Here is a 23,830-nt window from a genome sequence, read left to right on the forward strand (position 1 = left end):
ATGGATGCTGCTGCTGACGGTTCTCGCGTGAACCCCGATTCACCCGCCGTGCCGGGTGCCGTGCCGCCGCGTACCGACGCCCCCGCCGGGCTGCTCGACGCTGTCGAGGCATACGAAGCGGCGCTGATGGCGAACGACGTGGAGGCGCTCGACGCCTTCTTCGCGCCGGGGCCGGACACGCTGCGAGGCGATGCCTCCGGGGTGCTCGTGGGGCACGACCGCATCGCCGCGTTCCGCGCTCGCCGCGGGGGAACGCCGCGCCGCAGCATCCACAGCACCCATGTGCGCGCGATCGACGACGACCACGCCCTCGTCGTGACCGTCGGCGCACCCGTGCGGGGTGGACGCGGGCAGCAGACGCAGCTGTGGCGACGGGATGCCGCCGGCTGGCTGATCGACGTCGCCCACGTGAGCGCGCCCCCGCCCGCCATCGACTCGAGTGTCTGGCGGGTGGTGGGCACCCCGCTGGTGCCGGGCGCACTGGGCGATCAACCGCAGCGCATCGACCCGCTGCCGCTCGCCGGCCTGCGCGTCGCCGTGAAGGACCTGTTCGATGTCGCCGGTCACGCTGTCGGCGGGGGAGTGCCCGCCTACCTCGCGGAATCCCGGCCCGCGACCGAGCACGCCCCGGCCGTCGCCGCGCTGCTTGCCGCCGGGGCCGAGGTCACCGGCATCGCGCGCACCGACGAGTTCGCCTACAGCATCGCCGGGCGCAATCCGCACTACGGCACCCCGCCGAACCCGGCGGTCGTCGGCGGTATCCCCGGCGGCTCGTCGAACGGGCCGGCATCCGCGGTCGCCCTCGGGCAGGCCGACATCGGCTTGGGCACCGATACCGGCGGATCGGTTCGCGTGCCCGCGTCGTACCAGGGACTCTGGGGCCTCCGCACGACGCACGGTGCCGTCGACCGGGGCGGGCTCCTTCCGCTGGCGCCGTCGTTCGACACCGTGGGCTGGCTGACCCGCGATGCCGGGATGCTGCGGGCCGCGGCATCCACGAGCCTCGCCGGCGATGCGACCGTGACCGGGTTCGTCACGTGCGACGCGCTCAGTGCGCTCGCCGACGACGACGTGCGGGCGGCGTTCGAGCACACGGTTGCGCGGCTCGGCGACGAAGGGTTGGTGCCCGCGCTCGATACCGTCGAACTGCCCGATGCCGATGGACTGCTCGAGTGCTTCCGTACGGTGCAGGCCGCCGAGGCGTGGGCCGTTCACGGTGCGTGGGTGGCGACGCATCCGGGAGCGCTCGGGGCCGACATCGCCAGCCGGTTCGCGTGGGCCTCCGGCTTCACCGCAGAGGACGAGCGGGCCGCCCGAACTGCCCTCGAGACGGCGCGGGCCGAGCTCGAGGCCGCCCTCGCCGGACGCACGCTGCTGCTTCCCTCCGCGTCATCCGCTGCCCCTCAGGCCACCGCGTCCGCGGAAGAGAATGAGCGCACCCGCGCGCGCACCCTGCGGCTGACCTGCGTGGCCGGAATCCTCGGGGCGCCCGGGCTGTCGGTTCCGTTGCTGGAGGTCGCGGAGGGCCCGGTCGGGTTCTGCCTCGTCGGGCCGCGCGGCAGCGACCTCGCGCTCATCGACGCGTGCGAGCGGTTCGCGCGGGCGCTCGCGTAGCTGACCGAAGCCCGCACGCGCGCATGCACGTGCGGGCACCGGCCGCGGATATCACCAGGCGACGGGGCCATTCACGTCAGTGAACGTGCCGGTGGGCCCGTCGGCGGGGATCGTCGCCATGATCACGGCTGAGCGGGCACCTTGCGCGGGGGTGAGCAGGCCACGGTGGCCGTTGAGGTCGGTGGCGACGAAACCGGGGCACACGGCATTGACGAGAATGTTCTCCGAGACGAGATCCCGGGCGTACATCATCGTCACCGCCGTCAACGCGGTCTTGGATGGCACGTAGCCGAGGGCGATCGGATCGGTGTTGCCGAAGTCCGAAATGGCGGCGAGGGATCCCGCGCTGCTGGAGACGTTGACGATGCGGGGCAATTCGGACCGGCGCAGGAGCGGCAGGAACGCACTCGTGACGGTAATCACGCCGAACACGTTCGTCTCGAACACGGAGCGCACGTGGTCCACGTCGGCGGTGCGGGGCAGCTGGCCGGCGAAGTCGGCGCCGGGCTGGTGGCTGATCCCGGCGTTGTTGATCAGCGCATCCAGGCGCCCGTGGTCGGCCAGGACCCTCTCGGCAGCGGCGGCGACGGAACCGGGATCGGTCACGTCGAGCGCGACGGCGGTGACGGCTCCGCCATCGGCGCGGAGCTCAGCCGCGGTTCGTTCTCCACGTTCGAGGCTGCGCGCGCCGATGATGACGGTGTGGCCGAGCGCCGCCAGTTGCGCGGCGATTTCGCGGCCGATGCCTTTGTTGCCTCCGGTGATGAGGGCGATCATGTGGTCAGTCATGGTGGTGTCCTTTCACGAACGTCGAACTGTGAATTCAGCCTGCCGCCCGTCATCGGGATTGCGAATAATGTCGAGTCCGCATTACATGCTCTAAAGTCCCGATATGGCAATTGACCGACTCTCCGAGGTCTTGGACCTGGTCGAGGTGCGCAGTGTCGTGTCCGGCGGCTCCGCCGTTCGGGGCCGCTGGCGAACGCGCAGCGTCATCGATGATGACCTCAAGTTCATCGCGGTTGTTCGGGGCCGCGCCACTCTCACCGCGAATGGGATCGACGCACCCATCGTTCTGGAGTCCGGTGACGTCGCGGTATTGAACGGGCGGTCCTGGCTGACCCTGGAGGGTGGGGAGGGGCCGGGGGAGGCACTGGTCGTGGAACCGCCATCAGCGGGGGCGGTGATCAGCGACGCCGATGCCAACGCGTCCGACGTCGACATCCTGATCGGTGGTCGAGTCGACCTGAACCCCACCGGCAAGGAACTGCTGCTCCGCGCCCTGCCGCCCGTCGCGCACATCGGGGGATCCAGCGCCGTCGGCCCGCAACTGCGCGGGCACGTGCAGCGGCTGTTCTCGGAGATCGTCGCGCGCAGGGTCGGAGCGGACTTCGCGATACGCCAGTACGGCCAGTTACTCGTTCTCGACATCATCCGCGGCTTCATCCACGACGCCGACATGCCCGCCGGATGGTTGTAGGCGCTGACCGACGAACGGCTCCGGCCCGCACTGGCCCTCATCCACGAACAGCCAGGACGGAGTTGGAGCCTCGGAGACCTCGCCCGCGCATCTTCGATGTCGCGCACCACGTTCGCGCAGCGCTTTCGCGATGTCGCCGGCACCCCACCGTTGGCCTACCTGATCAACTGGCGGATGTTGCTGGCGCAACGTGAGCTCAGGGACAGCGACACCCGTGTCGGCGCTTTGGCCTTCACCCTCGGCTACTCCTCGGAGAGCGCGTTCAGTTCGGCATTCAAGCGGCATCTCGGGGAATCGCCGACGTCGTACCGATTGCGACTTCGCGATACTTCGTAGCCGCACGGCAGGACACCATGCGCTGATCGCCCGCCGCAGCATCCATCGCGAACCTTGGGGCACCCATGACACGAGACCGTAACCCCGGCTCAGTACGATCGAACGCATGGCAACCCAGCAGATCAACCCGCCCCCGCGCCTGCTCATGGGCCCCGGCCCCATCGACGCCGACCCGCGCGTGCTGCGCGCCATGTCGGCCGCCCTCGTGGGGCAGTACGACCCTGCGATGACCGCCTACATGACCGAGACCATGGGCTTCTACCGCACGGTGTTCGACACCCAGAACGAGCAGACCTTCCTCGTCGACGGAACCTCCCGCGCCGGCATCGAAGCCGCCCTCGTCTCGCTGATCGAGCCGGGCGACCGCGTGCTGGTTCCGATCTTCGGGCGCTTCGGCCACCTGCTGCGCGAGATCGCCGAACGCTGCGGCGCCGAGGTGCACGTGATCGAGGTCGAGTGGGGCACCGTGTTCACGGTCGAGCAGATCAAGCAGGCAATCACCGACGTGCGTCCGAAACTGCTCGCGGTCGTGCACGGCGACACCTCCACCACGCTCGCGCAGCCCCTCGAAGAACTCGGAAACCTGTGCCACCGGCACGGCGTGCTGTTCTACACCGACGTGACCGCGTCGCTGGCCGGCAACGAGTTCCACATGGATGCGTGGGAGTTGGATGCCACCACCGCGGGCCTGCAGAAGTGCCTCGCCGGCCCGTCCGGGAGCGCCCCGATCAGCCTGTCACCGCGCGCGGTCGAGGTGATCAACCGGCGCAAGAGCATCGAGGCGGGCATCCGTTCCGAGGGCGATACCGTCAGCGCGTCGCGGATCCGCTCCAACTACTTCGACCTCGCGATGATCATGGACTACTGGGGCGAGAAGCGCCTGAACCACCACACCGAGGCCACCACGATGCTCTACGGCTCCCGCGAGTGCGCGCGCCTGCTCGTCGACGAGGGCATGGAGAACGCCGTCGAGCGGCACCGCCTGCACGGTGCCGCGATGGCCGCCGGCCTCACCGGGCTGGGGCTCACCCTGTTCGGCGACCAGAACCACCGAATGAACAACGTCGTCGGCATCGAGATCCCCGACGGAATCGACGGCGACAAGGCACGCGCCGCGATGCTCACCGATTACGGGATCGAGATCGGCACGTCGTTCGGTCCGCTGCACGGGCGCATCTGGCGCATCGGAACCATGGGCTACAACGCCCGGAAGGACACCGTGCTCACCACCCTCGCCGTGCTCGAGCAGGTGCTGCGCACCGGCGGGGTGCGGGTCACCGGCGGCGGCGGGGTCGGCGCGGCGCTCGAGCTGTACGCGGACGACGCGGCCGCGTCGGGGTCTGATGCTGGCATCGGTGCTGACGCTGGTGCTACGGAGGTCGAGCGCACGGCGACGGAGGCCGCCGCGGTATGACTGGCGCTGTCGATGCGGGCGCGCCGGGCGACGGGTCGGCGGAACCCGAGCCTGTGGAGGCGGAACCCGTGAGCCGCGACGCCGCCCTCATCATGGAGCGCTGCGACGAGCTCGCCACCCTCTCGAGCAACCCGGAGCACCTCGAACGCCTGCACCTCTCGAGGGAGCACGCCGCCGCGAACGCCCTGGTCGGCGAATGGATGCGACAGGCCGGCCTGTCGACGTGGCAAGACGCCGCGGGCAATCAATGCGCGCGCCTCGAGGGTTCCTCGCCCGACCTGCCCGCGCTGCTGCTGGGCTCGCACATCGATACCGTTCCGGATGCCGGTCGTTACGACGGGATGCTCGGGGTGCTGCTCGCGATCGCGGTGGCCGGTCGCATCCACTCGTCTGGTCGGGCGCTGCCGTTCGCGCTCGAGGTTGTCGCGTTCAGTGACGAGGAGGGCACCCGGTTCGGCACGGCGCTGCTCGGCAGTCGCGCGCTCGCGGGAGCCTGGGACGACGCGCTGTTCGAGCTCACCGACGCCGACGGCATCACGCTGTTCGAGGCGATGCAGGACTTCGGGCTCGATCCCGCCCGGCTGCCCGGGGCGGCGCGGCGTCGCGAGAGCCTCGTCGGGTACCTCGAGGCGCACATCGAGCAGGGGCCGATCCTCGAGGACCTCGGCAAGAGCCTCGCGGCCGTGACATCCATCGCCGGGGCCCGCAGGTTCTCGCTGACCATGACCGGAAAGGCCGGGCACGCCGGCGGCACCCCGTTCGAGAAACGGCGCGATGCGCTGGTCGGGGCGAGCGAGCTCGTCGTCGCGGTCGAGGCGCTGTCGCGCGAGTACGGCACCATCGGCACGGTCGGGCGGTTGCAGGCGTTTCCCGGTGGGGTCAACGTGATCCCGGGGCGGGTCGACTTCAGCCTCGACCTGCGTGCGGAACACGATGCCGACCGCGACACCTGCCTGCGCCGCATCCGCGAGACGGCCGAAGATATCTGCGCGCGGCGAGGGCTTTCGTTCGAGTCCACGGAGATCTACACCGCACCCGCCGTGCGCTGCGACCCGGGGCTGCGGGCGGCGATCGAGAGCGGCATCCGGTCGACGGGGGATGCCGCGCCGGTCGCATTCCACAGCCGGGCGGGCCACGACGGGGTCGCGATCTCGAGCGTGACCGACTTCGCGATGCTGTTCATCCGGTGCGCGGGAGGCATCAGCCACCACCCCGACGAGTCGGTGATCGAGGCAGACGTCGCGGTCGCGCTGGACGCGTTCGAGGCCGCGGTGTGGGCTGTGGCGGCGGGGTACACGGGGTAATTCGAGCGGTCGTCGCGGTCGCTGTCTGGGTCGGCCGGGTTGGTCGGGGTGGGCGCGCTCCCATGAATATAGGATCGCCCCGACTGCCCCAGAGGCCTGATACGGTTCCTGTGATGTTGCAACGCGGTTCGTCCGCGCGGTGTCCAGGGGCGGGGGCCAGATGAATGTCGCGATAGTGCAATCCGTCGTGGACAGGCTCGTCGACCTGGGGTATTCCTCACGGCGCGTTGTCCCCAGGCCACCGCCGGGTATCGCCGCGTGTCACGCGCCGGGACCCGACCCGGTCCGGCTGCTCGTGCTGGGCACCGGCGTGGTGTTCGGACACGGGGTGCTCAGCCATGACCTGGCGCTGCCCGGCACAGTCGCACGATCCCTCGCTGCCCGCCTGCACCGCGGAGTGGACGTCTCGGTCAACGTGCGGGAACGATGGGCTGCGGTCGACTTCGTCGCCGAAATCGGCTCCCTCGTGGTGGGCAGGGCAGACGCGGTGCTGCTGAGCCTCGGTCACTCCGAAGCGTTCGCAGACATGCCCACCGAGGTGTGGCGGCAGACGATGGCCGCAGTTCTCGACGGGATCCAGGCACGCGCCGGACGCCCCGTTCTGACTGCCGTGCTGGAGCTGAGCGAGTTGGGCACCATCCGCGGTGCATCGAGGGCTGTCATCACACGCGGCAACCGCAGGATGTCGGGCCTGAATCAGGCTCTCGCCGAGCTCTGTGAAGCGAGAAAAGACACCTGCCTGGTGCTGCGGCTGAGCGATCTCCCGGTCGAGGAGCCCACGCCAATGCTGTACCGCGAGTGGGCAGCAAACCTCGGCCCCGCCCTGGCGGCGCGACTGGAGGTGGAACTCATGCACCGGGCGCGCGCGGACATCGCGGGTGTCGACGATGCGGTTGTGGATAGTGCGATGGTCGGTGCTGTCGACAGCGCTCATCAATCCAGCGCCCTGGCCGCCACGGTCGACGAACTGAGGCGCCAGCAGGCACTGGACCGGTTGCAGATCCTCGATACCGAACCGGAAGACGAGATCGACCGCCTAGCCCGGCTGACGCAGGAGCACTTCGGAACGGCCATGGCGACGGTGACCTTCGTCGACCGGGACCGACAATGGCACAAGGCAGTCCGCGGTCCGCTGCATGCACAAAGCCCCCGCGCGTACGCGATCTGCGACCACACCATCCGGCACGACGCCGCGTTCGTTGTCGAGGACACCACCACCGACGAGCGGTTCAGCGCAAACCCGGGGGTCACCGGCGCCCCGTTCATCAGGTTCTACGCTGGCTACCCCATCGAAACCCCGGACGGCTACCGGGTAGGCACGCTCTGCGTGATCGACACCCAGCCGCGGGAGTTTCCGGAGCAGGACCGGATCGTGCTGCGCAACCTCGCCCTCATGGTGCAGGACCTGCTCTGGGAACGCGCCAACGCCATAACCGAGTGACGCCGTGACGCCGTCGGCGTGTTCGGACTACCTACCCGTGCGGCTCGTCGACGTCGTGCCCGTTCCACAGGTCGCCGCATTCCACCTCCGCCACCCCGTGATCGACGAGATACGGTCGCGCCCCGGCATCCCCGCGCACTTCTCGCGCGATGGCCGCCCAGTGCGAGCGGCCGACCAGCACGGGGTGCCCGGGGGTGCCGGAATAGACCGCCTGCCGCAAGGTGTCGTCATTCGGGGTGGCGTGGGGGATGCCGCGTTCGCCGATCACCCGGCGCACCGCAGCAGTCGGCAGGCTGGGCAGGTCGACGAGGGTGATGACCGCAGCGGCGGCATCCACCGTCGCGTCGGCGGCAGCCGAAAGCCCCGCCGCGATGGAAGCCGCCATGCCCGACTGCCAGTCCGCGGCCACCACCGCGGTGACGCGCGGGTCATCCGGAACCAGCCCTCGAGCGGTGGATGCCTCGGCTCCGAGCACCACCACGACGCGCCTGCATCCGCCCTCGAGCAGCCGCCGCACGCCGCGCTCGACCCAGGGCACCCCGTCGGCGCCGCGCACCAGCGCCTTCGGCATGCCCATTCGTCGCCCGGCCCCGGCGGCGAGCAGGATGCCGATGACGGGGGTGGGGGTCGTGGCGGGCATTGCTCCAGGCATCGTGGCGGGTGTCGTCGTGCCCTCTTGCCCCGGAATGCTCACCGCTACAGTTAACCCGACGCCCGTACCGATGCCCGCTGGGGGACCCGTGCTCGAGATTGCCGACACCGACCTGCGCGAGACGCTCGCCGCCGCCCTCGCCGTCGAGCGGTGGGTGGATGACGTGGCGTCCGCCGCACCGTTCGCCGACCTCGAGGCGCTGCTGGCCGTGGCGGAGGAGGCGGCATCCCCGCTCAGCGACGCGGAAGTGGACGAGGCAATGGCGCATCACCCGCGGATCGGGGTGCGTCCGCTCGGCGAGACGGTGTCGGCCGGGCTGTCGCGCTCGGAGCAGAGCGCCCCCGACGAGCACGATGCGGCCCTCGCGCTAGCGCTCGCCGAGGGCAACCGGGCATACGAGCAGCGGTTCGACCGGGTGTTCCTGATCCGCGCTGCCGGACGCACCCGCGCCGAGATCGTCGCCGAACTGCACCGCCGCCTCGAGCTCGACCCCGACACCGAGCGCGCGATCGTGGGCGAGCAGCTGCGCGAGATCGCCCTGCTGCGCCTGCGCACGCTGCTCGGGAGCGTGGCCGCATGAGCCAGATCACGACGCACGTTCTCGACACGGCGCTCGGGCGTCCCGCGCAGGGCGTGCCGATCTCGCTGGAGTTCGAGGAGCCCGACCGCGAGGGCTGGGATCCCGTCGCCGATGGTGTGACCAATGCCGACGGACGCATCGGCGACCTCACCGACGACGTCGTCGCGCCCGGCCGGTACCGCATCACCTTCGACACCGAGGCGTACTTCGCGGCGACCGGCCAGACGGCGTTCTTTCCGTCCGTCGCCCTGGAATTCTGGGTCGCCGCGGGGGAGCAGTACCACGTACCCCTGCTGCTCAGCCCCTACGGCGTGAGCAGCTACCGCGGCTCGTAGGGCGACCGCGGCTTGTAGCTCTCGCCGACGATCGGGTTGGCATTATTCAGGAACCATTGCGGCGGGACCAGGCCGGCGGCTCCCGAATGACCAGTAGATGCTGCATCCATTCGTCATTCACCGCCGAATCTGCCCAGCGTTCCTGAATTACGCGTGCCTGCGGCCGGGCACTCCTGAATGATGCGAGGAACCGGCCGGGCGGTCCTGAATGATGAAAGCTACGCGCGCGGTCAGTACTCGGTGCGCGTGGTGGTCTCGAGCCAGGTGTCGAAGGGCTCCGTGCGGTTGCCGAGGTCGACTGGCTGCACGACGGTCGGCCACGTCGCGCGGTCGCGGGTGAGCAGCTCGTAGAACTCCAGGTCGTCGAAGCCCCCGCGCGCGGCATCGTGCCGGTCGGCGGCGAAGACCACGCGGTCGAGGCGCGCCCACAGAGATGCGGTCGCGCACATCGGGCACGGTTCGCACGAGGTGTAGAGGGTCGCGCCGGCCAGCGAGAAGTCGCCGAGGGCCGCACCGGCCGCCCGGATCGCCATCACCTCGGCGTGCGCGGTCGGGTCGAAGTCGCGCGTCACGCGGTTCTGTCCGGTCGCGAGCAGCATGCCGTCGCGCACGATCACCGCACCGAACGGTCCGCCGCCGTCACGAACGTTCTGCGTCGCGAGCTCGACCGCCATCGCGAGCCAGCGCTGGTCGTCGGCCGCGCCGCCGTCTGCTCCGCCCTGCTCTGCTGCGACCTCGCCAACCTCGCCACCACCTAGTTCCGCCGCGCCTTCCGCACCGCTCTCCGTCTCACTCACACCTGTCATCGTCGACCCCGTCTCTGTTGTACTCACACCTACCCCGTCGTTGTCTGCCGCGCTCACGCGAGGCCCGCCCCGGGGTTCCAGGCGGAACCGGCATCCGGAGCATCATCGCGGGTCACCGTCGCCTGGATCAGTCCGTACGGGCGATCGGCGGCGTAGAACACCTCGCCGAGGTTCTCCATGCCGAACGGCTCGAGGTCGACGAGGAAGTGGTGCTTGTTCGGGGCCGCGAAGCGGATCTCGGCGATCTCCGGATGCGCCGCGAGCACCGCCTTGCCCATGTGCCACAGCGTCTGCTGCAGGGCCAGCGAGTGCCGGGTCGCGAACTGCGTGATCATGATGTCGTGCACGCTCGCGTAGGCGGCGTCCCACGCGAAATCGGCGTCGAGCACGGCGGCACTGATGTATCGCCAGCGGGCGACGAGCGACGTCGCGAGCACGCGGTCCCTCGTCTCGGGCAGTGTCGTGAACTCATCGGAGAGGAAGGTGTGGAATTCCGACCCGGTCGACTTGAGCATCACCAGGTCCTTGAGCCCGGCGATCACGTCGACGCGTTGCTCGTCACCTGCCCCCTCGACCGACACGGCGGCGGTGCGGGTCTCGCGCCCGGTGCGCAGCCAGGTGTGGTCGTGCTCCTTGCCGTCGACGACGGCGCGCTGCCAGGCGTATTCCTCGATCTCGACGCGTGCACCGGAGACCGGTTCGACGTCGTCGACGAAGTGCCGGGCGAGCGCCAGGCCGTACTGCTCGATCGAGGCGATGCCCACCGACTTCGCGTAGGCGTACGCGGTGTTCTTCTGGGTGTCGGTCGGCAGGATCTGCGACTGGTCGCCATACAGGTGCGCCTCGGCGAATGAGCCGCGCAGGCTCGTGCTCACGTTGAGGTCGCGGATCTCGTGGCGGGCGGTTTCGCGCTCGAAGCGCACCACGCGGGATTCGGCCTTGCCGTATTGGTGGTCTCCCAGAACTATTGCCATGGGCCGATTACACCACTGCGATGTAACCGGGGTGTTTCGATCGGGGTTTCGCTGTACAGATTCCCGGGCTGGTGAACTCGGGCCTTGACCGCGCTCACCCCGGCAGCGATCTGTCGCTCAGCGGGACAGCAGCGTGCCGCCGGGGAGGGCGTCCGCGGCGATATCCACAACCGATCCGGCCAGCCACGTTCGGCGCACCACGCCGGTGAGCGATGACCCGTCGAATGCGGTGATGTGGTTGCGGTGCTGCAGCTCGTCGGCGTGCACAGTGAAGGCGTCATCCGGAGCAAAAACGACCAGGTCGGCATCGGCGCCCACCGCGATGCGGCCCTTGCGTTCGAGGCCCACGAGGTCTGCGGGGCGCGTCGACATCCATTCGACGACCCGGTCGAGGTGGATGCCGCGGCGCCGCGCTTCGGTGTGGATCGCGGGTAGCCCCAGCTGCAGGCCCGCGATCCCACCCCACGCGAGGGCGAAGTCCCCGTCGTGCGACAGCTTGAGTTCGCGTGTGCTGGGGGAGTGGTCGGAGACGATGATGTCGATGACGCCGTCGAGCAGCCCCTGCCAGAGCAGGTCGCGGTTCGCCCCGTCGCGAATGGGCGGGCAGCACTTGAACTGGGTCGCCCCGTCGGCGATCTGCTCGGCCGTGAAGCACAGGTAGTGCGGGCAGGTCTCGACCGTGATCGGCAGCCCCTCGGCGCGCGCCGCGGCGATCGCGGGGAGGGCGGCGGCCGACGACAGGTGCAGGATGTGCGCGCGGGCACCCGTGCGGCGTACCCCGGCGATGACGTGCTCGATCGCGGTCAGTTCGGCTTCGGGCGGGCGGGATGCCACGAACTCGCGGTACCCGCGGCCGCCCGCGTTCACGTGCGCGTCGAGCACGGTGGGATCCTCGGCGTGCACGATGAGCATCGAGTCGAGGGCGGCGATCTCGTCGAGCGCGAGGTTCAGCTGCTCGGTGTCGAGGTGCTCGAACTCGTCGACGCCCGACGGGGCGAGAAAGGCCTTGAAGCCGAAGACGCCGCGGTCGTGCATCGCACCGAGGTACCCCAGGCTCGAGGGCACGGCACCGCCCCAGAACCCGACGTTGACCATTGCCTTGCCGGCCGCGATACCGCGCTTCAGCTGCAGGGCCGCGGGGTCCACGGTGGCCGGGATGCTGTTGAGCGGCATGTCGATGATGGTGGTCACGCCGCCCGCCGCCGCGGCACGGGTCGCGCTGGCGAAGCCCTCCCACTCGGTGCGTCCCGGCTCGTTGACGTGCACGTGCGTGTCGACGAGGCCCGGCAGCAGTACTTCGTCTGCGGCGAGCCGCACCTCTGTGGTACCCGTGGCGGCGGCATCCACATCGCCGATGAAGACGATGCGCCCGTCGGTGACGCCGACCGTGGCGCCCGTGCTGCGCCCGTCGATGTGGGCGGACGGCGCGACGATGACGAGGTCAAAAGACGGCAGCATGGGGGACTCCTTCGGGGGACGCGGTCCGTGCTGGGTGGGCCGTGCCGGGGTGGTGCTTTCATCATTCAGGAATGTGCGGGCCGGTGTTGGCCGGTTGCGCAGTAATTGGGCGGGCGGGCGAGCGGGCGGGCGAGCGGGCGGGCGGGCGGGCGGGTCAGCCGTGCTGGGGTGGTGCTTTCATCATTCAGGAACGTATGGGCTGGTTGGGGCTGGTTGGGGCCGGTTCGGACGTATCTGGGAGTTCGGCGGTGTCATCACGCCCGAATGCGGCCCGGGTTCCTGAATGACGAAACAAACTCCGCCCGGGTTCCTGAATGATGACGATCAATCCGCCCGGGTTCCTGAATGTTGAGACTCAACCCGCCCGCATTCCTGAATGCCGTCACCCTCCCCGACACGCGCAAGTAACACGGCGGCGCTATCGTGCAGGGGTCGGGAGGAGTCGTGGTGACCGTGCTCCCCGGCGTGGGCGAATGCCCCAAGCGCATGGTCTACGGACCGTGCGGCGGCGTGCAGCCCGACGGCGCCTGCGAGGCGTCGCCCGACCCGTGCGTGTTCCTTCCGCTTCCGACGGTGCGGTGGACCGGCGTCATCGACGGCCGCGATAGCCCGATGGATGCCGCAGCGCCCGGCACCCCCGCCGACACCGTCACCGCGACCGGAGCTGCGCGCACCACCCCGCGCGCCGCCCCGCCTACCGCCGCGGGTACTGACGCTGCGGCATCCACCCCCACCCCTGCCGACCGCATGCGCACCCTGCTCGCGCGGGGCCGCGTGGTCGTCGCCGACTTCGCGGCCACGGCTCTCGATTCCGGCTCGATCCGCGACACCGCCGCAGTGCTGCGCGGGTCGGTGCACGCCGTGCTCGCCGGGGATTCGCCGCGCAACCGGGTGCAGTTCTCGCCGTCCTACCGGGCAGCGCTGATTCGCGACGCGGGGCTCGAGCCCTGGGCCGGACTCACCTGCCGCGACCGCAACCGCGTCGCCCTCGAGGCGGAGCTCGCCGGCCTGCTCGACGTCGGGGTCGCCGGCGTGCACTGCGTGACCGGCGACCACACCGCGCTCGGGTCGCGTGCCGACGCGCAGCCGGTGTTCGACCTCGACTCGACGAGGCTGGCCGCGCTCGCCGCCGATGCGGGGCACCTCGTCTCGGTCGCGGAGTCTCCGGCCAGCGTTCCGGTGGACCGCCGCGCCGACCGCCTGGCGGAGAAGGCCCGTGCCGGCGCCGAGGTGTGCTTCGTCAACCACTGCGGCGGTGCGGGCGCGGTCGCGGCGTTCATCGCGCGGGTCGGCGGGCTGTCGGCGCGTCCGCTTCGCTACATCCCCTGCGTTCCGGTGGTGGTCGACACCGGCAGCGCCGAGTTGCTGCGCTCGTTCACCTCGCTCGTGCTGCCCGATGGATACCTCGACCGCATCCTTTCGGCGACCAACCCGCGCGCGGAGGGCATCGCCGCAGCCGTCGAGCTGAGCGAGCAGCTGCTCGCGATCGACGGGGTCGCGGGCGTCAACCTGTCGGGCGGTGCCGCCCTGGGCCGCGACCGCGAGTTCGCCGAGGCGATGGCCGAGATCGGCACGCGTCTCGGCGTCGTGTAGGTATTTTGCACTATTCAGGAAGGCCGGCAGCCGCGGCAGCAGCATCCCTTCATGCTGGGTGCCTGAGCAGCAACATTCCTGAATACTGAAAGCTTCGGCAGCAACATTCCTGAATGCTGAGGGTTTCGATACCCGCATTCCTGAATGCTGAAAGCTTCGGCAGCAACGTCCCTGAATGATGAAAGTTCCGGGGGCCCCGCAGCATGCCGGATGCCGCACGAGGAAGGGCCGGCCGCGCGCCGCGATCAACCGGGGGGAAGGGCGCGCGACCGGCGGGGTGCGCTACGTGAGCAACACCTGGAGCCGGGTCGGGGTCCGGCTCCCTCCGGGCCCGTGCGAGCGAGTCGGCACTCGGTCAGCAGGGCGCGGAGGCTGGTGATGGAACGGCGAGGCGGCGCCCGCAGGTGTCGCTCCATCGAGTGGGGGGAACGAAGAAAGAGGGCGCGTGTACCGCGATGAAAGCATGATGCCCCCGGAGTCTCGTAGTGGACGTAACCGGGGGCTCGGGCGACACAACGACCGTAAAACGCCTGTCTGCCAATGTCAAGCAAATTATCAGCTTTGCCCGTCGTGACCGAGCAATCCTCGGCTCATCAGGACAAATGCTCAACCAGGGGTGGATGCCGCGGCCGATCAGCCCGGAAGGTAGTCGACCGTCCACCCCGCATCGACCCGGCTGTACTCCGTGCGTCGGCTCGCGGCATCCGTCGCCGACTCCCAGAACAGCATGCGGGTCGGGGTGACGCTGTACCCCGTCCAGTGCGGCGAGACGTCGAGCGGACCCTCGGGGTGTTCGGCCTCCGCCGCCGCCCACTGCCGGCGCCGTTCGAGCAGCGGCAGGCGGGCGAACTGGGCGCTGTTCAGCCAGGCGAGGTGCCGCAGGTAGGGCGATCGTCGCGCATACGCCGCCGCGAGCTCGTCGTCGCTCTGCCGGTGCGCCTCGCCCTGCACGACCAGCTGCCGGTAGAAATTCGGCCACACGATGACCAGGCAGACGCGGGAGTCGGCCTCGATATCGGCGATCTTGTGCGAGTTGCGGTCGGTGTTGAACGAGAACCCGGTCGGGGTCACCGCCGAGAGCAGCACGGTGCGCGCCGCGGGAAAACCGTCGACGCCGGTCGTGGCCAGGGTCATCTGCGGCCGGGCCGGGTCGTCGTTTGCGGGCAGCCAGCCGCGCGCACGCGCGATCGGGTCGATCGCGCTGATCGCGGCATCCATCACGACTGTCCTGCGCCGTGCCGGAACCGGGCGATCTCATGCAGCGCGGCGACGGACGCGGCCACCGACTCGTCGAACAGGGTGGCACCCGCCTCGGCGCTCGCGAGGGTGGGATCGCCGATCACGCCGCTGGGGCCGAAGTCGTTGCTCATCCAGCCGAATGAGACCGGCCGGTTGTTGAAGCCGATGTACTCGAAACCGGCGACGTGCTCTGGAACGTTGCGCTCGGCGAGCGACATGTCGACGAGGTCGGGGCGCACGTGCAGCACAAGCGACGTCTCGCCGTGCCCGGCGTGGATGCCGAGGCCGAGCTCGTCGGCGCCCGCGAGCGGATCAGCAGCAGCACCAGCACCCCCGCCAGCACCGGCCCCCGTGCCGGCCCGCTGGATCCCGGCCGGCATGGTGAACGTGCGCAGCCCGAACCGCCGCCGCAGCTCCCGGTTCGCCACCTGCAGCAGCGCACCGTTGCCGCCGTGACCGTTCATGAACACCAGGGTGCGCGCGGGGGTCGCGGCCACCGACCGGCCGATGTCGACCAACGTCGCCATCAGGGTCTCCCACGACAGCCAGATCGTGCCGGGCGCCCAGTGGTGCTCGTCGGACTTCGTGTAGCTGAGGGTGGGGAGGATCCAGATGTCGAGGCCGTCCGCGGCCGCCCGGTCGACCGCGGCCTCGGCGAGCTCGCCCGCGAGCAACGCGTCGGTGTTGAGCGGCAGGTGCGGACCGTGGTGCTCGATGGCCCCGGTGGGGATCACGATGATGGAGTCTGGCCCGAGCGCAGTGGTCGCGGCCGTCCCAGACAGCTCGACGAGGCGGCGGCCGGTCACGTGAGCTTTCCCGCGCCGGGTGCCACGAGCTCGGTGACGAGCTTGCCCGGGTTGAGCAGGCCGAGGGGGTCGGTGGATGCCGCGAGCTCACGGGTGCGCTCGACCTCGAAGTCCACGAACCACTGGTGCGGGCTGTGCACCCCGACGCCGAGTTCGCGCAGCGCCTCGATTCCGGCGTACACCTGCTCGGGGCTCTCGTAGATGCCCGCGAGCATGCCGATGAACTTCTGACGCTGTCCCTCGATGTGCAGCATGCCGCCGCGGTAGACGGCGTGCACCTCGTCGATGCGGTCGACGAGTGCGTCGCCGCCGACCTCGAGGTGGAAGTAGCCGCCGGGCGCGCTCTTCTGCAGCCACTCGATGGGGTGGTTGTAGGAGAGGGTGCTGAGCTTGACGCAGGCCTGCGGGCCCTTGCGAACGTCGTCGACGCGGCCGCCGCCCGCCTCGATGATGTCGCGTGCGGCAGCGATGGAGGACAGGTCGAGGATCGCGCGGAGGCTCGCGCGATCGGCGGGGATCGCGGCATCCATCGGCAGGGTGTTCGAGATTTCGGGAGGGTCCGCCGAGATGAGGCGCGGGATGGGGTCGAGGTCGCCGAGGTCGCGCAGCACGGCGAGGGCGTCATGGTAATTCTCGAAGCTCGCGTAGAGCGCCTGCCAGTCGCGCACCGGGTCGAGGCGCACCGTCGCGCGAGCGATGATGCCGGCGGTGCCGTAGTTGTGCACGTAGCCCTGCGCCTCGTCGCCCTCGACGTGCACGAGCCGGGCCTCCGGGCTCGCGTGCACGACGTCGAGGGCGGCGACGAAGCCCTGGTGGTTGGCGCCGTGCTCGATCGAACCGGTGCCGCCCGAGCCGCCGGCGAGGAAACCGCCGATGCTCGACTGGGCCGTGGACGGATACATCCACAGCTCCTGGCCGGTCTCGCGGGCGGCCTGCTCGAGCGCGACCATCGGTGCGCCCGCCTCGGCGGTGATCACGCCGTCGCCGACCTCGACGATGGCGCGGGCCTTCGACATGTCGAGTACGAGCCCGCCCTCGAGCGGGATGCCCTGGCCGTAGTTGCCGGTGCCCTTGCCACGTGGGGTGATGGCGACGCCGTGCCGCACGGCGGCGGCCACCACTTCGGCGATCTGCTCCGCAGAGGTGGGGAACGCCACGATGTCGGCGAGGCCGAGGGGGAGGAGCTCGGTGATGATGGGCGACATCTTCGCCCCATCGACCGATGCCTTCTCCCTGGCACGCAGTTCTATCGAGGCTCCGCGCGGGCCGAGCAGGGCGGTGAGTTCCGCGTGGAGGGACTCGATAGACACTGCGTGCTCCTTCTTGTCAGGGTGGTGCGGGGGTGGCGCGGGTGATGCTGGGCTGTGCGGGTGGTGCAGATTGTGCGGGTGCTGCGGGTGCTGCGGGTGCTGCGGGTGCTGCGGGTGGTGCTGGGCTATGCGGGTAATGCGGGCGCTGCGGCCGACCCGCGGAGTGCGGTCGGCCGCAGCCGTGGTGCCGCGAACGGCTACGGCAGTCCGATGCTGTCGTCGATGAACTCGTTCGTCACGAGGTCGTCGACGGTCAGGCCGTCGGCGGGCGGGGTGCCGAGGTCGGTGGCGATCGGCCCCATGACGTCGAGGATCTCCTGCACGCGGTCGGTGTCGAAGTCGCCGATGGTCTCGTTGTCGCCATTGCTGACGAGCCCGAGTTCGACCTGCTGAGCAACGGAGAAGTCGGCGACGCCCTGCGAGTAGACCCATCCGGTGTCGAAAGCGTCGACCAGTTCGAGGATGAGGTCGGTGGCCATGGCGGGGTCGGCGTAGAAGTCGACGGTTGCCTGCTGCATCACGGGGACGAGCAGTTCCAGGCAGGGAGAGAGCTCTTCGAGTTCAGCGGAACGCACCCCCATGGTGGCCGCGTATGACTGCCACCCGGCGTCGTGGATGAGTTCGAATGCGACGGGCTTGCCCCAGTCCGCGACCTCGTTCTCGTAGACATACGGTTCGGCGCTCGCGAAGCCCTGCTGCGCGTCGGCGCCCTGCGCGGAGACGAAGCCCGCCGGCGAGCCGTCGTATCCGCCGTCGACCTGGTCGAGCGACAGCTGGCCGTCGGCGATCAGATATTCCATATAGGCGGCCCCGCCGAAGTAGCGCACGATGGCGCCGGTGTCGCCGAGGTCGGCGATGGTCTCGACCTCGGGGTACGTCTCCGGGTCCCACATGATCATCTGCGGGTTGATGTCGAGCGGGGCGAGCACCGAGGTGACGGGCAGTTGTGCGGAGAGCTGCACCTGCTCGTCAGTTGCGGCGTAGCCGAGGGTGATGTCGGTGTCCTGGTACATCTGGGCCAGCACGGTCTGGAAGCCGATGGCCGGACCACCCGACCGCACCTCGACGTCGACGCCGGTGTATTCGCCTGAGGCCATCAGCGGTCCGGAGACCGTCTTGAGGTCGGCATCGACGGTGTAGTCCTCGCCGAGGAGCTGGTAGAGCATCCCGTGCTCGGACTCCGGGTTCCAGTCGGTCTGTATGGTCACAGTGGCGGGGCACGCCTCGGAGAGGTCGATCGCGCCGATTTCCATGTCGGTCGCGGGCGCCGCGGTGTCGCCGCCGCCCCCACCGTCTGAGGAGCATCCGGCGAGGGCCACGAGGGTCGCGAAGGCGCCCACGGTGGCAATGGTGCGACGTGCTGTGCTGTGCATGGTTCTCCTAGGGGTTGGGGAGGAGGGTTCGGAAATAGGCGGGCATGGACTGCGAGGAAACGGGCGGAGGTGACGTGGAAAAAAGCGGCGATCCGGAGGGGTCAGGACGCCGGTTCGTACCAGCGGCCGACCGCGAGTTTGCTGATCCAGCCGAAGATCAGAAAGATCAGCACCCCGAGCAGAGCGGCGACGATGACGGCGGCGAACAGCTCCGGCGTCTGCAGCCGGGACTGGTAGTTGCTGATCAAGATGCCAAGGCCGGGCTGTCCGCGTCGAAAGAAGAAGTCGCCCACGATGGCCCCGACGATCGCGAGCCCGGCAGAGATCCGCATGCCGGCGAAGATCGCCGGGAGTGCATTCGGCAGCTGGAGCTTGGTCAGAACCGTCCAGCGGCTGGCCTTCTGCAGCTTGAACAGCTCGCGCTGGCTGCGTTCCACCGATTGCAGCCCGAAGAGCGTATTCGAGACCATCGGGAACAGTGAGATGAGTACGCAGACGAGGATGCGAGCCTCGATGCCGTAGTCGATGGTGTTGCCGATGAGCGGGACGAGGGCGAGGATCGGTACGCACTGCAGGATCACGGCGTACGGGAACAGTGACCGTTCCACCCAGCGGGCCTGTGACATGAGTATTGCCCAGACGATGCCGACGACGATCGAGATCGCGAGTCCGGAGAGCGCGACCTGCATGGTCAGCGCGATGGCGTTCAGCAGTTCTCCGGTGATGGGCTGGTTCGGCTGACCGTCGAGGGTCTCGGTGGAGAAGGAGTCGACGACGATGCGCAGCGGCGATGGCAGCAACACGTGGGGTGGCGACGCGTCGAGGATCGCGGCCAGCGCGATCCACGCTGCGACGATAACGGCGAAGACGACCAGTGGCGGGCCCCAGAGCTTCGCGACCGACCCCGAGCGGGCAGCGGCGCTGCGGGTGACCGGCACGGTAGCCGCAGCGGCGGTGGCCACCGCAGGTGTCGTGCCGCTGCCGGTATCGGTTCCTGTGCTGGTTTCGGTACTCATGAGTGGCCCTCTCGGAGTGCGTGTGAGACCTTGCCGCTGAGGGCGGCGAACTCGGGGGTGAATCGGATGTCGGGGTCGCGCGGGTAGTCGAACGGCACCTCGAATTCGTCGACGATGTGCCCTGGCCGTCCGCTCATCACCACTACCCGGGTGGACAGGTACACGGCCTCGGCGACCGAGTGGGTGATGAAGAGTCCGGCGAAGCGCTGCTCGGTAAAGATGCGCAACAACTCGTCTCCGAGCCGTTCCCTGGTTATCTCGTCGAGCGCACCGAATGGCTCATCGAACAAAAACAGCTCTGGGTCGAGGGTCAGCGACCGCGCGAGCGACGTGCGCATGCGCATTCCACCGGAGAGCTGCTTGGGGAGGTTGTCCTCGAACCCGGAGAGCCCGACCAGCTCGATCGCCTCCTTAGCCTTGGCGGCGCGCGACTTGCGGGGCTGCTTGTTCAGTTCGGCGAGCAACTCGACGTTCGCCTGCACGGTGCGCCACGGCAGGAGCGTCGCGTCCTGAAAGACGTAGCCGATCCGTTTCGTGCCGAGCGCCGCGGTTCCCTCGCTCGCGTTCTCGAGACCCGAGGCGATACGCAGCAGGGTGCTCTTGCCGCATCCACTCGGTCCGACGACCGTGACGAACTCGCCGCGTTTCACGGTCAGGTCGATGCCGGAGAGCGCGACCGTGCCATTCGGAAACTGCATCGCGACGTTGCGAAAGTCGAGCAGTGTGTCGGTGGTCACGGGGGCCGTCCTCGACGTAGCGGTGGTGGTGGTCATGTACTCAATCCCTGGCGGTCGACGGAACGGGGGCGGTGGCGGGTGCCGCGGTGGCGGATGCCGGGGCGATGGACGCCGCGGCGGCAGCCCCGGCGGCGGCCCGGCTCCTCGCGGGCTGGGCGACCGTCGTGCTCACGGTCGTCGAGGCGACGAGTCGCCCGGCGTGGATCACCTTCCGGTCGGCGGGCGCGGTGGCGACCGCCTCGGCGAGGCTGCCGCCGCGGATCGCGAGAAAGTCGGCACGCGCACCGACGACGGCGCCCGCGGCGGGGAGTCCCATCACGGCGCGGGCCCCGTCGCTGACGGCGGCATATGCCTCGTCGATGGTGAGGTGCCCGGCGATCACGAGCAGCATCGCGGTCTCGAGGGCGTCGCTGCGCCCGAGCGGGTTGAACGGGTCGCGGATGTTGTCGGCGCCGGCCGCGAACCGGGCTCCCGCGCTGAGCAGCTCCCGCGCGGGGGCGAGGCCGCGCAGACCGCCCGACTCGTGGCCCCAGCCCTGCAGGTAGAGGTTGGTGATGGGGTTCGCGACGATGCCGATGTCGCTCTCGACGATCGCGTCGATCACGCGCAGGCGTTCCTCGGTGGGCAGGGTACCGAGGCGAACGCAGTGCCCTGCGGTCACGTTGCGGTTCCAGCCGCGCACGGTGGCGGCGAACTCCTCGAGGGTGGCCGGTCCGTCGAGGGATTCATCGGTGTGCAGGTCGACGCCGATGTCGCGGCCGAGCGCGATGGCGAGCAGCCGCTGCAGGTCGGCACTGGGGTCGTCGGCGAGGTGCGGTGCACCACCGACCAGGTCGAGTCCGAGGTCGAGGGCGCCGTGGATGTGCTCATCCGGCACGTCGGGCCCCGCGAGCACGACCAGTTCGAGGTCGAGCAGGCCGTCGAGCTCGTCGCGCACCCTGGCCATCGCGCGCGCACCGAGCAGGGGGTCGTCGCCGCGCAGCACGTCGACGTGAGAACGGATGCCGGTGGTGCCGCGCTCGAGCATGGCGAGTGCCTGCGCGAGCGCCCGCTCTGCCACGTCGTCCTCGTCCATGGCGGCGGTGTATTCGCGCCACGACTCGATGGCACCCATCAGGTCGCCCATCGGCGGCTGGATGGCATCCCAGGAGCGGGCCTTGTCGAGGTGCGAGTGCGGGTCGGCGGGGGCGGTCAGCAGCAGGTAGCCGTCGAGGTCGACCTCGTTGGCGGAGGGGGCGCCGGTGCCGGCTGCACGCACGCCGGTGACCACGTCTCCCGCGAGTTCCACGTCGACGATGCGGCCGTCGGGCAGGGTCGCTCGACGCAGCAGTGACAGGGGGCGGGGAAGGTCCACGGGGCTCCTCGGAGATGCTGTCCGATGCCGGAATGTTGATGGGTTCAACATCGGCGAATCTACGCACGCCACGTTTCGATCATGTGTCGTGGCAATACCCAGTGCGTAAATTGGCCGGAGACGCGCCCAGCAACCCCGGGGATCGCCCCGGTTTCGTGGCCTTCCCCACCAGCCACAACCCATATAGTCAGTGGCCATGGAGACCGACAGCACCTCTGACGCGGAGCAGCTGGGCCACCACCTGCGGGCCGTCCGGCGCTCGCACGACCTGACCCTCGTGCAGCTCGCCGCGATGGCCGACCTCTCGCATTCTTTTCTCTCCCAGGTGGAGCGCGGCCTCGCGAGCCCCAGCATGTCGTCGCTCGAGAAGATCGCCCGCGCGCTCGGCACCAGCCAGCTCGAACTGCTCGCCGGCGCGGCGGACTTGGGGCGCGTACCGGTCGGCTCCGCGCCCACCCTGGTGCGGGCGAACGAGGGAGACCGCGGGCCGTACGGCTTCGGCGAGGCGCGACTGCTCGTGCACGGCGACCGCAGCTTTCACCCGATGGCGTTCGAGGGGCGCAATGCCGACCCCGGCGAGTACCATGCGCACGACGAGGACGAGTTCCTGCACGTGATGGGCGGCCGGTGCACGGTCGACCTCGGCCCGCAGGGGCTGTTCCCGCTGCGCAAGGGCGACTCGCTGTACTACGTCGGGGGTACCCCGCATCGCTGGTACACCGACAGTGGGCGGGTGTATCGGCTGTTCATCGTCAAGCAGCACTTCGCGGTGCGCGACGTCGACAGCGTCTGGGATCCGGCGCTGCTCGAGACCGAGGGAGAGAAGGCGTGAGTCACAGCCCGATGGAGGATCGCACCGTGGAGGTATACCCGTGAGTTTCTTCAGCGACGTGGAGCGCGACTGCATCGTCGAGCGCCGCACCGAGGTGGCGGAGGGCATCGTCGCCCTCGACGTGGTTGCCGTGAACGGGCGCGACCTGCCGCCGTGGACCCCCGGCTCGCACGTCGACCTGCTCCTGCCCGGCGACGACGACGTGATCGTTCGGCAGTACTCCCTGTGCGGCGACCCGGGTGACCGGCAGCGCTACCGGGTGGCCGTGCTGCGTGAGCTCGAGGGGCGTGGCGGGTCGGCGATCGTGCACGACACCGTCACCGAGGGCCAGCCGGTGCGCATCCGCGGCCCGCGCAACCACTTCGGCTACGAACCGGTGCCAGGCCAGGCAGTGGTGTTCATCGCAGGCGGCATCGGCATCACGCCGTTCCTGTCGATGGCCAGGGCGGCGGATGCCGCGGGCATCGACTACACCGTCGTCTACGCGGGTCGCCGGCGCGCGACGATGGCGTTCCTGGGTGACCTCGTCGAAGCACACGGCGACCGTGTCATGGTCTACGCGGCCGACGAGGGGAACCGCCTCGACGCGGCCGCTCTCCTCGGCGGCCTGAAGCCGGGCACCGCGGTCTACTGCTGCGGCCCGAACCGGCTCGTCGCCGCGGTCGAGGAGGCGACCGCCGACTGGCCGGCGGGACTCGTGCACGTGGAGCACTTCGAGGCGAAGGAGTTCGGGCCGCCGGTCTGGCAGGAGACCTTCGAGGTGGAGCTCGCGCTGTCGGGCATCACCGTCGAGGTGCCGATCGACCGCAGCATCCTCGATGTCGTCGAAGAGAACGGGGTGCTCGTCGTCTCGTCGTGCCGCATCGGAACCTGTGGCACCTGCGAGACGCCGGTGCTGGAGGGCGAGATCGAGCACCGTGACTCGGTGCTCACCGCCGAGGAGCAGTCCTACGACGACACCATGATGATCTGCGTCTCGCGCGCGGCCTGCCCGCGGCTCGTGCTCGACCTGTGACCCGGGGTCAGGCCACCGGGAATGCGAGCCCCGGGCGCTGCACCGCCAGGCGCAGTGTTTCGCCGACCTCGGGCAGGTCGACCGCGGCCATGCGCATGCGCACGCTCGATCCCGCGGTGAGATCGCAGGTCAGCATTGCGTCGTGCCCGGCATACGAGATG

General features: G+C 69.7%; 23 protein-coding genes. 11 read left to right on the forward strand and 12 right to left on the reverse strand.

The genetic code is table 11. The features are described from left to right. Complete coding sequence (locus G5S38_RS09860; RefSeq protein WP_165067940.1) at positions 1-1,614, forward strand: AtzH-like domain-containing protein; 1,614 nt, start codon at positions 1-3, stop codon at positions 1,612-1,614. A gap of 51 nt (positions 1,615-1,665) precedes the next feature. On the opposite strand, the gene G5S38_RS09865 is transcribed toward G5S38_RS09860, so the two are convergent. Next, on the reverse strand, positions 1,666-2,403 hold the full coding sequence (locus tag G5S38_RS09865; RefSeq protein WP_165067942.1) for an SDR family oxidoreductase: 738 nt from the start codon (positions 2,401-2,403) through the stop codon (positions 1,666-1,668). A 103-nt stretch (positions 2,404-2,506) separates the two neighbouring features. Between G5S38_RS09865 and G5S38_RS15540 the strand changes: the two genes are divergently transcribed. The 5 genes from G5S38_RS15540 to G5S38_RS09885 all read left to right on the forward strand — a co-directional run bounded on the left by G5S38_RS15540 (position 2,507) and on the right by G5S38_RS09885 (position 7,589). After that, on the forward strand, positions 2,507-3,094 hold the full coding sequence (locus G5S38_RS15540; RefSeq protein ID WP_201276646.1) for a cupin domain-containing protein: 588 nt from the start codon (positions 2,507-2,509) through the stop codon (positions 3,092-3,094). 39 nt (positions 3,095-3,133) lie between these two features. Then, the gene (locus G5S38_RS15545; protein WP_268921065.1) at positions 3,134-3,430 is read left to right on the forward strand and encodes a helix-turn-helix transcriptional regulator; all 297 of its coding nucleotides are present in this window, start codon (positions 3,134-3,136) and stop codon (positions 3,428-3,430) included. Positions 3,431-3,536: 106 nt separating this feature from the next. Beyond that, positions 3,537-4,844, forward strand: coding sequence for a pyridoxal-phosphate-dependent aminotransferase family protein (locus G5S38_RS09875; RefSeq protein ID WP_165067944.1), 1,308 nt, complete (start codon positions 3,537-3,539; stop codon positions 4,842-4,844). A 68-nt stretch (positions 4,845-4,912) separates the two neighbouring features. After that, the gene (locus tag G5S38_RS09880) at positions 4,913-6,148 is read left to right on the forward strand and encodes an allantoate amidohydrolase (protein ID WP_235928999.1); all 1,236 of its coding nucleotides are present in this window, start codon (positions 4,913-4,915) and stop codon (positions 6,146-6,148) included. Positions 6,149-6,335: 187 nt separating this feature from the next. After that, positions 6,336-7,589, forward strand: a complete 1,254-nt coding sequence (locus tag G5S38_RS09885; RefSeq protein WP_165067948.1) for a GAF domain-containing protein — start codon at positions 6,336-6,338, stop codon at positions 7,587-7,589. A 31-nt stretch (positions 7,590-7,620) separates the two neighbouring features. Here G5S38_RS09885 and G5S38_RS09890 read toward each other — a convergent pair whose 3' ends face one another. Next, positions 7,621-8,229: a nucleotidyltransferase family protein gene (locus G5S38_RS09890; protein ID WP_165067951.1), complete on the reverse strand. Its 609-nt coding sequence runs from the start codon at positions 8,227-8,229 to the stop codon at positions 7,621-7,623. Between the two features lie 100 nt (positions 8,230-8,329). Between G5S38_RS09890 and uraD the strand changes: the two genes are divergently transcribed. Together uraD and uraH are read left to right on the forward strand one after the other, a co-directional pair. Further along, the gene (gene uraD / locus G5S38_RS09895; protein ID WP_235929000.1) at positions 8,330-8,821 is read left to right on the forward strand and encodes a 2-oxo-4-hydroxy-4-carboxy-5-ureidoimidazoline decarboxylase; all 492 of its coding nucleotides are present in this window, start codon (positions 8,330-8,332) and stop codon (positions 8,819-8,821) included. Further along, positions 8,818-9,156, forward strand: a complete 339-nt coding sequence (gene uraH, locus G5S38_RS09900; protein ID WP_165067956.1) for a hydroxyisourate hydrolase — start codon at positions 8,818-8,820, stop codon at positions 9,154-9,156. The genes uraD and uraH overlap by 4 nt, the downstream gene beginning before the upstream one ends. A gap of 230 nt (positions 9,157-9,386) precedes the next feature. Here uraH and G5S38_RS09905 read toward each other — a convergent pair whose 3' ends face one another. The 3 genes from G5S38_RS09905 to allB form a co-directional block, all read right to left on the reverse strand. Continuing rightward, positions 9,387-9,953, reverse strand: coding sequence for a nucleoside deaminase (locus G5S38_RS09905; RefSeq protein ID WP_268921064.1), 567 nt, complete (start codon positions 9,951-9,953; stop codon positions 9,387-9,389). A 62-nt stretch (positions 9,954-10,015) separates the two neighbouring features. Next, positions 10,016-10,936: a factor-independent urate hydroxylase gene (gene pucL / locus G5S38_RS09910; protein ID WP_165067961.1), complete on the reverse strand. Its 921-nt coding sequence runs from the start codon at positions 10,934-10,936 to the stop codon at positions 10,016-10,018. 117 nt (positions 10,937-11,053) lie between these two features. Next, on the reverse strand, positions 11,054-12,394 hold the full coding sequence (gene allB / locus G5S38_RS09915) for an allantoinase AllB (protein WP_165067964.1): 1,341 nt from the start codon (positions 12,392-12,394) through the stop codon (positions 11,054-11,056). Positions 12,395-12,841: 447 nt separating this feature from the next. Here allB and G5S38_RS15550 point away from each other — a divergent pair, with 447 nt between their 5' ends. After that, entirely contained in the window at positions 12,842-13,987 is a 1,146-nt protein-coding gene (locus G5S38_RS15550; RefSeq protein WP_201276648.1) for a methylenetetrahydrofolate reductase C-terminal domain-containing protein, read from the forward strand. Between the two features lie 633 nt (positions 13,988-14,620). Here the strand turns inward: G5S38_RS15550 and G5S38_RS09925 are convergent. The 7 genes from G5S38_RS09925 to G5S38_RS09955 all read right to left on the reverse strand — a co-directional run bounded on the left by G5S38_RS09925 (position 14,621) and on the right by G5S38_RS09955 (position 21,822). Continuing rightward, positions 14,621-15,205, reverse strand: coding sequence for a pyridoxine/pyridoxamine 5'-phosphate oxidase (locus G5S38_RS09925; RefSeq protein ID WP_165067966.1), 585 nt, complete (start codon positions 15,203-15,205; stop codon positions 14,621-14,623). After that, complete coding sequence (locus G5S38_RS09930) at positions 15,205-16,032, reverse strand: creatininase family protein (protein WP_165067969.1); 828 nt, start codon at positions 16,030-16,032, stop codon at positions 15,205-15,207. The genes G5S38_RS09925 and G5S38_RS09930 overlap by 1 nt, the downstream gene beginning before the upstream one ends. Beyond that, positions 16,029-17,342: an FAD-binding oxidoreductase gene (locus G5S38_RS09935; protein WP_165067972.1), complete on the reverse strand. Its 1,314-nt coding sequence runs from the start codon at positions 17,340-17,342 to the stop codon at positions 16,029-16,031. Before G5S38_RS09935 ends, G5S38_RS09930 begins: the two co-directional genes overlap by 4 nt. A 197-nt stretch (positions 17,343-17,539) precedes the next feature. Continuing rightward, the gene (locus G5S38_RS09940) at positions 17,540-18,715 is read right to left on the reverse strand and encodes a substrate-binding domain-containing protein (protein ID WP_165067975.1); all 1,176 of its coding nucleotides are present in this window, start codon (positions 18,713-18,715) and stop codon (positions 17,540-17,542) included. A 101-nt stretch (positions 18,716-18,816) separates the two neighbouring features. Beyond that, positions 18,817-19,731 carry an ABC transporter permease gene (locus G5S38_RS09945; RefSeq protein WP_165067977.1) on the reverse strand — a complete coding sequence of 305 codons (915 nt, stop codon included), beginning with the start codon at positions 19,729-19,731 and terminating at the stop codon, positions 18,817-18,819. After that, positions 19,728-20,468, reverse strand: a complete 741-nt coding sequence (locus G5S38_RS09950) for an ABC transporter ATP-binding protein (RefSeq protein ID WP_235929001.1) — start codon at positions 20,466-20,468, stop codon at positions 19,728-19,730. The genes G5S38_RS09945 and G5S38_RS09950 overlap by 4 nt, the downstream gene beginning before the upstream one ends. Positions 20,469-20,508: 40 nt before the next feature. Next, positions 20,509-21,822 carry an amidohydrolase family protein gene (locus tag G5S38_RS09955; RefSeq protein ID WP_201276649.1) on the reverse strand — a complete coding sequence of 438 codons (1,314 nt, stop codon included), beginning with the start codon at positions 21,820-21,822 and terminating at the stop codon, positions 20,509-20,511. A gap of 196 nt (positions 21,823-22,018) precedes the next feature. Between G5S38_RS09955 and G5S38_RS09960 the strand changes: the two genes are divergently transcribed. Next, positions 22,019-22,654, forward strand: a complete 636-nt coding sequence (locus G5S38_RS09960; RefSeq protein ID WP_165067984.1) for a helix-turn-helix domain-containing protein — start codon at positions 22,019-22,021, stop codon at positions 22,652-22,654. Between the two features lie 40 nt (positions 22,655-22,694). Continuing rightward, complete coding sequence (locus G5S38_RS09965) at positions 22,695-23,669, forward strand: PDR/VanB family oxidoreductase (protein WP_165067987.1); 975 nt, start codon at positions 22,695-22,697, stop codon at positions 23,667-23,669. The last annotated feature ends 161 nt before the right edge of the window (positions 23,670-23,830 follow it).

Source organism: Marisediminicola senii (assembly GCF_011057645.1).
GTDB classification, from domain to species: Bacteria; Actinomycetota; Actinomycetes; order Actinomycetales; family Microbacteriaceae; genus Marisediminicola; species Marisediminicola senii.

Coding starts and splice junctions, on each gene's coding strand:
- G5S38_RS09860 (WP_165067940.1), top strand. CDS start 1: ATGGATGCTGCTGCTGACGGTTCTCGCGTGAACCCCGATTCACCCGCC.
- G5S38_RS09865 (WP_165067942.1), bottom strand. CDS start 2,403: ATGACTGACCACATGATCGCCCTCATCACCGGAGGCAACAAAGGCATC.
- G5S38_RS15540 (WP_201276646.1), top strand. CDS start 2,507: ATGGCAATTGACCGACTCTCCGAGGTCTTGGACCTGGTCGAGGTGCGC.
- G5S38_RS09875 (WP_165067944.1), top strand. CDS start 3,537: ATGGCAACCCAGCAGATCAACCCGCCCCCGCGCCTGCTCATGGGCCCC.
- G5S38_RS09890 (WP_165067951.1), bottom strand. CDS start 8,229: ATGCCCGCCACGACCCCCACCCCCGTCATCGGCATCCTGCTCGCCGCC.
- uraH (WP_165067956.1), top strand. CDS start 8,818: ATGAGCCAGATCACGACGCACGTTCTCGACACGGCGCTCGGGCGTCCC.
- pucL (WP_165067961.1), bottom strand. CDS start 10,936: ATGGCAATAGTTCTGGGAGACCACCAATACGGCAAGGCCGAATCCCGC.
- allB (WP_165067964.1), bottom strand. CDS start 12,394: ATGCTGCCGTCTTTTGACCTCGTCATCGTCGCGCCGTCCGCCCACATC.
- G5S38_RS09925 (WP_165067966.1), bottom strand. CDS start 15,205: ATGGATGCCGCGATCAGCGCGATCGACCCGATCGCGCGTGCGCGCGGC.
- G5S38_RS09940 (WP_165067975.1), bottom strand. CDS start 18,715: ATGCACAGCACAGCACGTCGCACCATTGCCACCGTGGGCGCCTTCGCG.
- G5S38_RS09945 (WP_165067977.1), bottom strand. CDS start 19,731: ATGAGTACCGAAACCAGCACAGGAACCGATACCGGCAGCGGCACGACA.
- G5S38_RS09960 (WP_165067984.1), top strand. CDS start 22,019: ATGGAGACCGACAGCACCTCTGACGCGGAGCAGCTGGGCCACCACCTG.